Consider the following 13,206-nt stretch of genomic DNA (forward strand, 5'->3'; position numbering starts at 1 on the left):
AAAAAGCCGGCTTAGCGCCGGCTTGATTCTGTAGTGGGGGGATTACCCTTCAGCAACCAGCACCGCAGGCAGAGTGTCATCTTTGCGCAGGGTTAAGATCTCACAGCCGTTTTCCGTCACCACAATAGTATGCTCATACTGCGCGGACAAGCTGCGATCTTTGGTTTTTACCGTCCAGCCATCTTTCATAGTGCGGATGCGGTAATCGCCCGCATTCACCATCGGTTCCACCGTAAACGTCATGCCTGCCTGCAGCACCACGCCGCCATCATCCGCATCATAATGCAGCACCTGTGGCTCTTCGTGGAAGCCCTTGCCGATGCCGTGACCGCAATACTCACGCACCACCGAGAAGTCATTCGCTTCGACATATTTCTGAATCGCGCGGCCCAGCTCACGCAGGCGGATGCCGGGCTTAATCAGACGCAATGAGAGATAGAGACTCTCCTGGGTGACGCGGCACAGGCGTTCGCCCTGAATGGTCGGCTTGCCAACGATAAACATCTTAGAGGTGTCGCCGTGGTAGTCGTCTTTAATCACGGTGACATCAATATTGATAATGTCGCCGTCTTTTAACTGGCGGTCATCGCTGGGAATGCCGTGGCACACCACTTCATTGACCGAAATGCAGACCGATTTCGGAAAGCCGTGATAGCCCAGACAGGCAGAAATCGCCTGTTGATGCTGTGTGATGTAGTCATGGCAGATGCGATCCAGCTCACCGGTGGTGACGCCCGGCTGAACGTGAGGCTCGATCATCTCCAGTACTTCGGCCGCCAGACGACCAGCGACGCGCATTTTTTCGATTTCTTCAGGGGTTTTAATTGAAATTGCCATTAAATTAATCCGCATTTGTCGAAATTTTCGACAATAATGAACTCTGTGCTGTCATGTTAGCAGTCAGCAAATGGGCTGCCAAATCGAGAACACGCTGGCCGCGGTCAGCGATCATTTATTGGCGTCCCTGGGCTGATTGTGGTATAAAGCGCGCCGACGATTCTCTGTATGGCCGTTTCGGTCAGCAGGAAACGCATAACTCTCATTATGTGTACTAAAACACACATGTATCGACACATACGCCGGGGTGCCTTGAAAAAGGTCGGTCGTATGGGATACATGGAGGCCCAACCCCAATCAAACTTTAGAGGTTATCATGGCAACTGTTTCCATGCGCGACATGCTCCAGGCTGGTGTTCACTTCGGTCACCAGACCCGTTACTGGAACCCAAAAATGAAGCCATTCATCTTTGGTGCTCGTAACAAGGTTCACATCATCAACCTGGAAAAAACTGTTCCTATGTTCAACGAAGCGCTGGCTGAACTGAACAAGATCGCTTCCCGTAAAGGTAAGATCCTGATCGTAGGTACTAAGCGCGCTGCTGCTGAAGCGGTAAAAGAGTCTGCACTGAGCTGCGACCAGTTCTTCGTAAACCACCGCTGGTTGGGTGGCATGCTGACTAACTGGAAAACCGTGCGTCAGTCAATCAAGCGTCTGAAAGATCTGGAGACTCAGTCTCAGGATGGTACTTTCGACAAACTGACCAAAAAAGAAGCGCTGATGCGTGCGCGTGAGCTGGCCAAGCTGGAAAACAGCCTGGGCGGTATCAAAGATATGGGCGGTCTGCCAGACGCACTGTTTGTTGTCGATGCTGACCACGAACACATCGCAATCAAAGAAGCAAACAACCTGGGTATCCCGGTATTTGCTATCGTTGATACCAACTCTGATCCAGATGGCGTTGATTTCGTTATCCCAGGTAACGACGATGCGATCCGTGCTGTAAACCTGTACCTGACCGCCGTTGCGACCACTGTTCGCGAAGGCCGCTCTCAGGACCTGGCTGAGCAAGCTGAAGAAGCGTCTTTAGAAAACGCTTAATAAGGTTTGCTCTGCATAAGAGCCCTTAGCATTCAGATGTGATCTGTAAGGGGCCTATACTGGCCCCTTTATTTTATCTAAGTCTGTCACGCTCCCTTCGGGACGGCGGGACAGAGTAAATTTTCCGCAAATAAGTGTCTGCTGGTGCAAACGTACACAGGCACGAACCGAGGATTCTGGAATGGCTGACATTACCGCTGCATTGGTAAAAGAACTGCGCGAACGTACTGGCGCGGGCATGATGGACTGCAAAAAAGCGCTGACTGAAGCGAACGGCGACATTGAGCTGGCGATTGAGAACATGCGTAAGTCTGGCGCAATCAAAGCAGCGAAAAAAGCAGGCAACGTTGCTGCTGATGGCGTAATCAAAACCAAAATCGTTGGTGACTACGGTGTGATTCTGGAAGTGAACTGCCAGACTGACTTCGTCGCAAAAGATGGTGGTTTCCAGGCATTCGCAGACAAAGTTCTGGATGCAGCAGCAGCGGATCGCATCACTGACGTTGAAGTGCTGAAAGCGCAGTTCGAAGAAGAGCGCGTTGCGCTGGTGGCTAAAATCGGTGAGAACATCAACATCCGCCGCGTTGCTATCCTGGAAGGCGCAGAGCTGGGCAGCTACCTGCACGGCGCACGTATCGGCGTGCTGGTTTCAACCACCGGCGCAAGCGAAGATCTGATCAAACAGATCGCGATGCACGTTGCGGCGAGCAAGCCTGAATTCGTTAAGCCAGAAGACGTGTCTGCAGACGTGGTAGAGAAAGAGTACCAGGTTCAGCTGGACATCGCGATGCAGTCTGGCAAGCCGAAAGAGATTGCAGAGAAGATGGTTGAAGGCCGTATGAAGAAATTCACCGGCGAAGTCTCTCTGACCGGTCAGGCTTTCGTTATCGACCCAAGCAAAACCGTTGGCCAGGCTCTGAAAGAGCAGGGCGCTGACGTCATCAACTTCATCCGCTTCGAAGTGGGTGAAGGCATCGAGAAAGTTGAGTCTGACTTTGCTGCAGAAGTTGCAGCCATGTCCAAACAGTCTTAATGCTCTGAAAGAACCGCCAGAAGGCGGTTCTTTTTTGTCTGTGAACCGCAACAGACACGTTTTCAGTTTCATCCCAATAGCAATTTCATTGCGGTAAGCGGATGATCGATCAGATTTTACTTCTCCTTATCACCCTATCTTCCAGGAAGAACTGACCATGGCGACCAACGCAAAACCTGTTTATCAACGTATCCTGCTAAAACTGAGCGGCGAAGCACTGCAAGGCGCTGAAGGTTTTGGTATCGACGCGAGTGTGCTTGACCGTATGGCACAAGAGGTAAAAGAGCTGGTTGAACTGGGCATCCAGGTTGGCGTTGTGATTGGCGGGGGGAACCTGTTCCGTGGCGCAGGCCTGGCGCAGGCGGGAATGAACCGCGTAGTGGGTGACCACATGGGTATGCTGGCCACCGTGATGAACGGTCTGGCGATGCGTGATGCACTGCACCGCGCCTATGTGAACGCGCGCCTGATGTCGGCGATTCCATTGAATGGCGTCTGTGACAACTACAGCTGGGCGGAAGCGATTAGCCTGCTGCGCAATAACCGCGTGGTGATTTTCTCCGCCGGTACCGGTAACCCGTTCTTCACCACTGACTCTGCTGCCTGTCTGCGCGGCATTGAGATTGAAGCCGACGTGGTGCTGAAAGCGACCAAGGTTGATGGCGTGTACTCTGCCGATCCGGTGAAAACCCCGGACGCGACGCTGTATGAACAACTGACCTACGCCGAAGTGCTGGATCAGGAGCTGAAAGTGATGGATCTCGCGGCCTTTACCCTGGCGCGTGACCACAAACTGCCGATCCGCGTGTTCAACATGAATAAGCCTGGCGCACTGCGTCGTGTAGTGATGGGTGAAAAAGAAGGCACTCTGATTACGCATTAATACCCGAGGCGAGATAAAATAAGGTATATTCTGTCAGCGCGATGATAACGCATCGCGCACCAGTCAGGATTATCGATGATTATCGATCCCGCTTCCGGTTATGCCGGAACTGGCCAGGTCAAACCGAATCCAAGGGTTTCAACGTGATTAACGACATCAAAAAAGATGCTGATACGCGCATGGATAAATGCGTCGAAGCATTCAAAACCACCATCAGCAAAGTGCGCACCGGTCGTGCTTCACCTTCGCTGCTCGACGGCATCGTCGTCGAATATTACGGCACGCCAACGCCACTGCGTCAGCTTGCTTCCGTGACCGTGGAAGATTCACGCACGTTGAAAATCAACGTGTTTGATCGCTCACTCGGTCCGGCAGTCGAAAAGGCGATCATGACGTCCGATCTGGGTCTGAACCCAAGTTCAGCCGGTACGGATATTCGTGTTCCGCTGCCTGCGCTGACGGAAGAGCGTCGTAAAGATCTGATCAAAATCGTGCGCGGCGAAGCCGAGCAGGGCCGCGTGTCGGTACGTAACGTCCGTCGCGATGCCAACGATAAAATCAAAGCGCTGCTGAAAGATAAAGAGATCAGCGAAGACGACGAGCGTCGTGCGCAGGATGAAATTCAGAAAATGACCGATGCACACATCAAGAAAGTTGATGCTGCACTGTCAGAAAAAGAGACGGAGCTGATGGATTTCTAATCCCATCACTGCCGGAAAAAACGCCGTACAGAGAGGTATTCGTATGAATGCGACATCTGGCGGCGTTTTACATTGTGTCTGCGGGCACGTCTGTTGACTTCACATGGATAGCATCATGAAGCGATTAACTCTGCTGGGCTCAACCGGGTCAATCGGCACCAGTACCCTGGCGGTGGTTCGCGCCAATCCCGAGCTTTACCAGGTTACCGCGCTGGTTGCCGGTCACAACGTGGCGCTGATGGCCGAACAGTGTGCCACTTTCCAGCCGCGCTATGCCGCAATGGCCGACGATGCCTCTGCCACGGCCCTGCGTGAGCGACTGAGAGCACTCAAGGTAAACACTGAAGTGCTCTCCGGCGTTCAGGCAGCCTGCGAGCTGGCGGCGCTGGATGAGGTTGATCAGGTGATGGCGGCGATTGTCGGGGCGTCAGGTTTGCTGCCGACGCTGGCGGCGATCCGCGCCGGCAAAACCGTGCTGCTGGCGAATAAAGAATCGCTTGTCACCTGCGGCCGTTTGTTTATGGAGGCGGTGCGTCATCATAATGCCCGTTTACTGCCGGTCGACAGTGAGCATAACGCCATTTTTCAGAGTTTACCGGCTACCATCCAGCATCAGTTAGGTTACGCTGACCTGCGGGATAACGGCATTGAGTCGATTATCCTTACGGGATCAGGTGGTCCTTTTCGTGACACAGATTTAGCGGATCTCAGCGCCATGTCGCCGGATCAGGCCTGTGCACATCCGAACTGGTCAATGGGACGAAAAATCTCCGTTGATTCGGCCACCATGATGAATAAAGGTCTTGAGTACATTGAAGCCCGTTGGCTGTTTAATGCCAGCGCAGCGCAGATGGAAGTGATACTGCACCCACAATCGGTGATTCACTCCATGGTGCGATACTGCGATGGCAGCGTGCTGGCTCAGTTGGGTTCTCCTGATATGCGTACGCCGATTGCCCACAGCATGGCCTGGCCGGCGCGTATTCACGCTGGCGTAACGCCGCTGGATTTCACCCGCATGTCGGCGCTGACGTTTGCAGAACCTGATTTTGGTCGCTATCCCTGTCTGAAGCTGGCGATTGACGCTTGCGAAGCAGGGCAGGCGGCGACCACCACGCTCAATGCTGCCAACGAGGTTGCCGTTGCGGCTTTCCTGAATCACCAGATTCGCTTTACCGACATCGCCGCGCTAAACAGCGCTGTGCTGGCGGCGCAGGCGTGTCCGGAACCGGATTCGGTGGACGCTGTCCTTGAAATCGATCGCACTGCACGCGCGCTGGCGACAGAAATGTTGTCGCGCTTCACGTCGTGAAGCCGATCATTATGAGGCCATTTGTTCGCTTCAGGTGAAAATGGTATAGTCGCTGGCTCGCGTTTCACGGTCTGTCACCGGATTCGGTGTAGCCTGGCACAAGGTGCCGGGATTTAGATCGGGCGCAATGTATTCAGAAACCACAGCATTTCTGATGAAAGGAATAGAGTACGCGTTATGTCGTCTAACAATCACAACAACACTGATGACCAGCAGGGAACCGGTCCGCGCCATGTCGCTATTATCATGGATGGCAACGGTCGCTGGGCCAAAAATCAGGGAAAACTGCGTATTTCCGGCCATAAAGCGGGCGTGAAATCGGTACGCCGCGCTGTCAGCTTTGCCGTCAGTAACAATCTTGAGGCCCTGACGCTCTACGCCTTCAGTAGCGAAAACTGGAGCCGTCCGGCGCAGGAAGTGACCGCATTAATGGAGCTGTTTGTCTGGGCACTCGACAGTGAAGTGAAGAGCCTGCACAAGCACAATGTTCGTTTACGCATCATCGGCGATACCAGCCGGTTCAGTCCGCGTATTCAGGAGCGGATTCGCCGTTCTGAGGCGCTGACTGAAAATAATGATGGCCTGACGCTCAACATCGCTGCTAATTATGGCGGCCGTTGGGATATTATCGAAGGCGTGAAAAAACTGGCAGAACAGGTGCAGGAAGGTTTACTGCGTCCTGACCAGATTACCGAAGAGAGCCTGACGTCGCAGCTCTGCATGCAGGAGCTGGCGCCAGTGGATTTAGTGATAAGGACCGGGGGAGAGCATCGGATTAGCAACTTCCTGCTGTGGCAAATTGCCTATGCTGAATTCTATTTTACCGATGTGCTCTGGCCGGATTTCGATGAACACGTTTTTGAAGGTGCACTGAATGCATTCTCTCTGCGGGAGCGTCGTTTTGGCGGCGCTGCACCAGGCGGCGCCTGAGCAATCTGGGGGTAACCTTTGCTGAAGTCTCGTCTGATTACCGCGTTGATATTAATTCCGCTGGTAATTGCTGCTCTGTTCTGGTTACCGCCGGTTGGTTTTGCAATTACAACTATCGTCATCTGCATGCTGGCTGCCTGGGAATGGGGGCAACTGGCCGGTATGGCGTCCCGTCAACAACGCATCTGGCTGGCCGTGCTCTGTGGGCTGCTGCTGGCGCTGATGTTGTTCACCCTGCCACCCTATCAACATGATGTGCATCTGCCGCAGGTCGCGACATCGCTTTGGGCGTCGCTGGTGTGGTGGGTCGTTGCGCTGCTGTTGGTGCTCTCTTATCCGGCGTCAGCCTCGTTCTGGCGCCATTCGCGTCCGCTCCGATTACTGTTTGGCGTGTTAACGCTGGTGCCTTTCTTCTGGGGCATGATGGCGCTGCGTCAGTATCATTACGACACCGATCATTTTGCCGGTGCCTGGTGGTTACTGTTCGTGATGCTGCTGGTGTGGGGCGCGGATTCCGGTGCATATATGTTTGGCAAAATGTTTGGCAAGCACAAGCTGGCACCGCGCGTTTCACCGGGCAAGACCTGGGAAGGTTTCCTCGGCGGTCTGGTCTCGTCGGCGCTGATTGCGCTGCTGTTCGCTTCGCTGGCCCCGCTGACAGTCTCAACAGGCACGCTGGTGATCTGCGCCATTATCGCCACCCTGGCCTCGGTGCTGGGCGACCTGACCGAGAGCATGTTCAAACGTGAAGCGGGCATTAAAGACAGCGGTCATCTGATTCCCGGTCACGGCGGCATTCTGGATCGCATCGATAGTCTGACTGCGGCGGTGCCGGTGTTTGCCTGTTTATTGCTGCTGGTGTTCCGCACCCTTTAAGGACAGGCAACGATGTTGAGTATTCTCTGGAGTTTTGTCGCCTTTATCGTCGCGCTGGGCGTGCTGATTACCGTACATGAGTTTGGCCACTTCTGGGTCGCTCGTCGCTGCGGCGTCAAAGTCGAGCGCTTCTCCATCGGTTTCGGTAAGTCACTCTGGCAACGCCGCGACCGTCACGGTACCGAATTTGTTATCGCGCTGATCCCGCTCGGCGGCTACGTCAAAATGCTCGACGAACGGGTTGAGAGCGTACCGGCCGAGCTGCGTCATCAGGCGTTCAACAACAAAGCTATCTGGCAGCGCGCCGCGATTATTGCGGCCGGGCCTGTCGCCAACTTCCTTTTCGCCATCTTTGCCTACTGGGTTGTGTTCGTTCACGGCGTACCTGGCGTACGTCCGGTAATTGGCGAAATTTTAAACGGTTCGGTAGCTGCGGAAGCGCAAATTACGCCCGGCATGGAACTTAAGGCGGTCGATGGTATCGAAACGCCTGACTGGGATGCTGTGCGAATGGCGCTGGTCGGCAAAATCGGCGACAGCAATGCCACCTTAACCGTGGCGCGTTTCGGCGAAGATGCCACGCAGCAGAAGCAGCTGGATTTGCGTCAGTGGCAGTTTGAGCCTGATAAGCAGGATCCGGTGGTGGCACTGGGAATTCGTCCGCGCGGTCCGCAGATAGAAACCACGCTGGCCGAAGTTCAGGCGAATTCACCCGCCAGTGAAGCCGGTTTGCAAGCAGGCGACAGGATCGTTAAAGTCGATGGTCAGCCATTATCGCAGTGGCAGGCGTTTGTCGCCCAGGTCCGGGACAACCCGGGCAAAAGCATGGCGCTTGAGGTGGATCGTGGCGGTGACTCAATCGCGCTGACGATGACGCCGGAAGCGAAACCTGGCAATAAAGCGGAAGGATTTGCGGGAGTTATCCCACGAATTGTTCCTCTGCCAGAAGAGTATAAAACGGTAAGACAGTATGGCGCGTTTGCGGCTATCGGCGAGGCCAGTGTAAAAACCTGGCAACTGATGAAGCTCACCGTCTCTATGCTGGGCAAGTTAATAACCGGTGATGTAAAGCTGAACAACCTGAGCGGGCCAATATCGATTGCGCAGGGTGCAGGATTGTCAGCAGAGTATGGATTGATTTACTACCTGATGTTTCTGGCGTTGATTAGCGTCAACCTGGGCATCATCAATCTGTTCCCTCTGCCGGTTTTAGATGGTGGGCACTTGCTCTTCCTGGCGATCGAAAAGATCAAGGGGGGACCGGTGTCCGAGCGAGTTCAGGACTTTAGTTATCGCATCGGTTCGATTTTACTGGTGCTGTTAATGGGGCTTGCACTTTTCAATGATTTCTCACGTCTGTAATCGCGGGAACGCGAACATTCGAGGGATGTGTTAGGAAAACGCATAATAACGATGGCGATGAAAAAGTTGCTCATAGCGTCGCTGCTGTTTAGCAGCGCCACCGTTTACGGTGCAGACGATTTCGTGGTGAAGGATATTCATTTCGAAGGGCTGCAGCGAGTCGCCGTCGGCGCGGCTCTGCTGAGCATGCCAGTACGGGTTGGCGATACGGTGAATGACGATGATGTCAGAAATACCATTCGCTCGCTGTTCGCTACTGGCAACTTTGAGGATGTTCAGGTCCTGCGAGACGGTACAACGCTGATTGTCCAGGTCAAAGAACGTCCTACCATTGCCAGCATTACCTTCACCGGTAACAAAGCGGTGAAAGAGGATCAGCTCAAACAAAATCTGGAAGCCTCAGGCGTACGGGTCGGCGAAGCGCTGGACCGTACCATGATCTCTTCGATTGAGAAGGGACTGGAGGACTTCTACTACAGCGTCGGTAAATATACTGCCAGCGTGAAAGCTGTGGTTACGCCGCTGCCGCGTAACCGTGTCGATCTGAAGCTGGTGTTCACCGAAGGTGTCTCTGCCAAAATTCAGCAGATCAACATCGTCGGTAACAAAGCCTTTAGCTCTGACGAATTGATTTCCCGTTTCCAGCTGCGCGATGAAGTGCCGTGGTGGAACGTGGTCGGCGATCGTAAATACCAGAAACAGAAACTGGCGGGTGACCTTGAAACCCTGCGCAGCTTCTATCTCGATCGTGGTTATGCCCGCTTCAACATCGATTCCACGCAGGTCAGCCTGACGCCGGATAAGAAGGGCATCTACATTACCGTTAACATCACCGAAGGCGATCAGTACAAAATCGCTGGCGTGATCGTCAACGGCAGCATGGCAGGTCATTCAGCAGAAATTGAACATCTGACCAAGATTCCGGCGGGCGAGCTGTATAACGGCGCGAAAGTCACCAAGATGGAAGATGAGATCAAGAAGCTGCTGGGGCGCTATGGTTATGCCTATCCGCGCGTGGTCACCCAGCCGGAAATCAACGATGCTGATAAAACCGTAAAACTGCATATCAACGTCGATGCCGGCAACCGCTACTACGTCCGTAATGTCCGTTTCGAAGGCAACGACACCTCAAAAGATTCGGTGCTGCGTCGCGAAATGCGTCAGATGGAAGGGGCATGGCTGGGCAGCGATCTGGTAGAGCAGGGCAAAGAACGTCTGAACCGTACCGGCTACTTCGAAACGGTCGATGTCGATACGCAGCGTGTGCCAGGCTCACCTGACCAGGTTGACGTGGTCTACAAAGTTAAAGAGCGTAACACCGGTACCTTTAACTTCGGCGTCGGCTACGGCACCGAAAGTGGCGTCAGCTTCCAGGTCGGCGTAACGCAGGATAACTGGCTGGGAACCGGTAATACCGTTGGTATCAGCGGCACCAAAAACGATTACCAGACCTATGCCGAGTTCTCGCTGACTGACCCGTACTTCACCGTTGACGGCGTGAGTCTGGGCGGTCGCCTGTTCTATAACGACTTTAAAGCGGATAACGCCGATCTTTCTGACTATACCAACAAAAGTTATGGTCTGGACGGTACGCTTGGCTTCCCGATTAACGAGAATAACACCCTGCGTGTCGGTCTGGGCTATGTCCATAATGACCTATCAAACATGCAGCCGCAGGTTGCGATGTGGCGTTATCTTAATTCGGTCGGCAAGCCACAACAGCTCAATGATGAAGGCGATTTCTCAGCAGATGACTTCACCTTTAACTACGGCTGGACTTACAACACCCTTGACCGCGGATTCTTCCCGACCTCCGGTAACCGCACCAACCTGAACGGTAAGGTGACGATTCCGGGCTCAGATAACAGCTTCTATAAGGCCACGCTGGACACACAGCAATATGTGCCGATTAACCAGGATCGTACCTGGGTGCTGTTGGGCCGTGGACGTGTCGGTTATGGCGATGGTCTCGACGGCAAAGAGATGCCGTTCTACGAGAACTTCTATGCCGGTGGTTCCAGCACCGTGCGTGGCTTCCAGTCCAATACCATTGGTCCGAAGGCTGCGTACTACAATAACAACTCGTCCAACTGCCGGATCGCCGATCCAAACGGTATCTGTAAGTCGGATGATGCGGTGGGCGGTAACGCCATGGCGATTGCCAGCCTGGAGCTGATTACGCCAACGCCGTTCCTGAGCGAGAAGTATGCTAACTCGGTTCGTACCTCGGTGTTTGTCGATGCCGGTACAGTGTGGGATACCAAGTGGGAAAATACCGCGGAGACGCGTGCTGCCGGCATTCCTGACTACAGTGATCCAAACAATATCCGTGTATCAAGCGGTATTGCGCTGCAGTGGATGTCGCCGCTCGGCCCACTGGTGTTCTCTTACGCCCAGCCGATCAAGAAAATCGAGGGAGACAAGTCAGAGCAATTCCAGTTTAACATCGGTAAAACCTGGTAATGTTCTGCGCATGGATGCATAGCTGAAGTATTGCCACCGGGCAGCTCAAGTGGCTGTTCCGGGGCAAACACTGTGTCGCTGACACAAACGTTGATGGTAAGGAGTTTATAGTGAAAAAGTTGTTGTGTGCCGCAGGTCTGGGTCTTGCTTTAGCGGTTTCCGCTGGTGTTCAGGCTGCTGACAAAATTGCAGTGGTAAACGTGTCCAGCATTTTCCAACAGTTACCGCAACGTGCGACTGTTGCTAAACAGCTGGAAAATGAGTTCAAAGGCCGTGCGACTGAGCTGCAGAGCCAGGAACGCGATCTGCAAACCAAAATGCAGCGTCTGCAGCGTGACGGTTCTACCATGAAGGCCAGCGAACGCAGCCGCATGGAAAAAGACGTGATGTCACAGCGTGAAGCTTTCTCCTCTAAAGCGCAGGCTTTCGAGCAGGACAACCGTCGTCGTCAGATGGAAGAGCGTAACAAGCTGCTGAGCCGTATTCAGGATGCCGTGAAGAAAGTCGCTGACAGCGATGGTTACGACGTCGTAATCGACGCGAATGCGGTGGCTTATGCGTCAAACGCAAAAGACATCACTGCTGACGTGCTGAAACAGGTTAAATAATTGATGTCATCTATTCGACTGGCTGATTTAGCCCAGCAGTTGGATGCAGAATTGCACGGAGATGGCGATATCGTCATCTCCGGCATTGCTTCTATGCAATCCGCCACAACTGGCCAAATCACTTTTCTTGCAAACAGCCGTTACCGCGAGCAACTCGCCCTGATTAAGGCCTCAGCCGTGGTGCTGACGGAAGCGGATCTGGAGTGGTGCCACACCGCAGCGTTGGTGGTGAAAAATCCTTACCTGACGTATGCGCGTATGGCGCAAATACTCGATACCACGCCTCAACCGGCACAAAACATTGCGCCCAGCGCCGTCATTGATCCCAGCGCCCGCCTTGGCGCAAACGTGGCCATTGGCGCGAATGCGGTGATTGAGGCAGAGGTCGAACTGGGTGACAACGTAGTGATTGGCGCCGGCTGTTTTGTCGGCAAAAAGACCCGCATCGGCAGCGGCACGCGTCTGTGGGCCAATGTCTCTGTGTATCACGAGATTCAGATCGGTCAGGATTGTCTGATTCAGTCCGGCACCGTTATCGGTTCTGATGGCTTTGGTTACGCCAACGATCGCGGCAACTGGGTGAAAATCCCCCAGTTAGGCGCAGTGATTATCGGCGATCGCGTGGAAATAGGTGCCTGTACTACCATCGATCGCGGTGCGCTGGATAACACTCTGATCGGCAATGGTGTTATCATAGACAACCAGTGTCAGATCGCCCACAACGTGGTTATTGGTGACAATACTGCGGTTGCAGGCGGTGTGATCATGGCGGGTAGTTTAAAAATTGGTCGTTATTGTATGATTGGCGGTGCCAGCGTCATTAACGGACATATGGAAATCTGTGACAAAGTCACCGTGACCGGTATGGGCATGGTCATGCGTCCGATCACAGAGCCTGGTGTATACTCGTCAGGCATTCCGCTACAACCCAACAAAACCTGGCGCAAAACTGCAGCGCTGGTGATGAACATCGATGACATGAGCAAACGCTTAAAAGCCATCGAGCGCAAGGTCGGTAAAGACGACTGACCGCCATCCCAAAACTGACCGGCTTTCATAATAAAAGTGTTAAGCAGGGAAGCCAGGCGCCACAGAACCTATTTGCGGCCTGCGGAAGATCATGTTGATCTGTGCAGGCCGTGTTATTGATGTCATCAGA

General features: G+C 53.7%; 12 protein-coding genes. 11 read left to right on the plus strand and 1 reads right to left on the minus strand.

All coding sequences use genetic code 11. The features are described 5' to 3' along the window. Window positions 1-42: 42 nt before the first annotated feature. Window positions 43-837 (minus strand): type I methionyl aminopeptidase, encoded by a 795-nt coding sequence (gene map, locus AC6I8D_RS03525; protein ID WP_312056752.1) that lies wholly within the window; start codon window positions 835-837, stop codon window positions 43-45. Between the two features lie 316 nt (window positions 838-1,153). Between map and rpsB the strand changes: the two genes are divergently transcribed. The 11 genes from rpsB (at window position 1,154) to lpxD (ending at window position 13,076) form a co-directional block, all read left to right on the plus strand. Next, window positions 1,154-1,879, plus strand: coding sequence for a 30S ribosomal protein S2 (rpsB, locus tag AC6I8D_RS03530; protein ID WP_031375276.1), 726 nt, complete (start codon window positions 1,154-1,156; stop codon window positions 1,877-1,879). Between the two features lie 181 nt (window positions 1,880-2,060). After that, window positions 2,061-2,912, plus strand: a complete 852-nt coding sequence (gene tsf, locus AC6I8D_RS03535; RefSeq protein ID WP_031375277.1) for a translation elongation factor Ts — start codon at window positions 2,061-2,063, stop codon at window positions 2,910-2,912. Window positions 2,913-3,069: 157 nt separating this feature from the next. Further along, window positions 3,070-3,795, plus strand: a complete 726-nt coding sequence (pyrH, locus tag AC6I8D_RS03540; RefSeq protein ID WP_031375278.1) for a UMP kinase — start codon at window positions 3,070-3,072, stop codon at window positions 3,793-3,795. Between the two features lie 143 nt (window positions 3,796-3,938). Then, window positions 3,939-4,496 carry a ribosome recycling factor gene (gene frr, locus AC6I8D_RS03545; RefSeq protein WP_031375279.1) on the plus strand — a complete coding sequence of 186 codons (558 nt, stop codon included), beginning with the start codon at window positions 3,939-3,941 and terminating at the stop codon, window positions 4,494-4,496. A 115-nt stretch (window positions 4,497-4,611) separates the two neighbouring features. Next, window positions 4,612-5,808 carry a 1-deoxy-D-xylulose-5-phosphate reductoisomerase gene (gene ispC / locus AC6I8D_RS03550; protein WP_312056755.1) on the plus strand — a complete coding sequence of 399 codons (1,197 nt, stop codon included), beginning with the start codon at window positions 4,612-4,614 and terminating at the stop codon, window positions 5,806-5,808. Window positions 5,809-5,985: 177 nt separating this feature from the next. Continuing rightward, window positions 5,986-6,738: a (2E,6E)-farnesyl-diphosphate-specific ditrans,polycis-undecaprenyl-diphosphate synthase gene (gene ispU / locus AC6I8D_RS03555; protein WP_312056756.1), complete on the plus strand. Its 753-nt coding sequence runs from the start codon at window positions 5,986-5,988 to the stop codon at window positions 6,736-6,738. A gap of 18 nt (window positions 6,739-6,756) precedes the next feature. Beyond that, a complete protein-coding gene (gene cdsA, locus AC6I8D_RS03560; protein ID WP_312056758.1) occupies window positions 6,757-7,614 on the plus strand; it encodes a phosphatidate cytidylyltransferase in 858 nt (285 codons plus the stop codon). 12 nt (window positions 7,615-7,626) lie between these two features. Next, on the plus strand, window positions 7,627-8,976 hold the full coding sequence (gene rseP, locus AC6I8D_RS03565) for a sigma E protease regulator RseP (protein ID WP_312056759.1): 1,350 nt from the start codon (window positions 7,627-7,629) through the stop codon (window positions 8,974-8,976). A gap of 51 nt (window positions 8,977-9,027) precedes the next feature. After that, window positions 9,028-11,439, plus strand: a complete 2,412-nt coding sequence (gene bamA, locus AC6I8D_RS03570) for an outer membrane protein assembly factor BamA (RefSeq protein ID WP_312056760.1) — start codon at window positions 9,028-9,030, stop codon at window positions 11,437-11,439. Between the two features lie 110 nt (window positions 11,440-11,549). After that, complete coding sequence (gene skp, locus AC6I8D_RS03575) at window positions 11,550-12,047, plus strand: molecular chaperone Skp (protein WP_003852644.1); 498 nt, start codon at window positions 11,550-11,552, stop codon at window positions 12,045-12,047. A 3-nt stretch (window positions 12,048-12,050) separates the two neighbouring features. After that, entirely contained in the window at window positions 12,051-13,076 is a 1,026-nt protein-coding gene (lpxD, locus tag AC6I8D_RS03580; RefSeq protein ID WP_031375285.1) for a UDP-3-O-(3-hydroxymyristoyl)glucosamine N-acyltransferase, read from the plus strand. Window positions 13,077-13,206: the final 130 nt, after the last annotated feature.

The organism is Pantoea sp. X-Soil-MYKO-1785, assembly GCF_059730675.1.

What these genes read in the sequence shown, in the direction of transcription:
- rseP (WP_312056759.1), top strand. Translation starts at nt 7,627, where the DNA reads ATGTTGAGTATTCTCTGGAGTTTTGTCGCCTTTATCGTCGCGCTGGGC.
- map (WP_312056752.1), bottom strand. Translation starts at nt 837, where the DNA reads ATGGCAATTTCAATTAAAACCCCTGAAGAAATCGAAAAAATGCGCGTC.
- lpxD (WP_031375285.1), top strand. Translation starts at nt 12,051, where the DNA reads ATGTCATCTATTCGACTGGCTGATTTAGCCCAGCAGTTGGATGCAGAA.
- ispU (WP_312056756.1), top strand. Translation starts at nt 5,986, where the DNA reads ATGTCGTCTAACAATCACAACAACACTGATGACCAGCAGGGAACCGGT.
- rpsB (WP_031375276.1), top strand. Translation starts at nt 1,154, where the DNA reads ATGGCAACTGTTTCCATGCGCGACATGCTCCAGGCTGGTGTTCACTTC.
- pyrH (WP_031375278.1), top strand. Translation starts at nt 3,070, where the DNA reads ATGGCGACCAACGCAAAACCTGTTTATCAACGTATCCTGCTAAAACTG.
- ispC (WP_312056755.1), top strand. Translation starts at nt 4,612, where the DNA reads ATGAAGCGATTAACTCTGCTGGGCTCAACCGGGTCAATCGGCACCAGT.
- tsf (WP_031375277.1), top strand. Translation starts at nt 2,061, where the DNA reads ATGGCTGACATTACCGCTGCATTGGTAAAAGAACTGCGCGAACGTACT.
- bamA (WP_312056760.1), top strand. Translation starts at nt 9,028, where the DNA reads ATGGCGATGAAAAAGTTGCTCATAGCGTCGCTGCTGTTTAGCAGCGCC.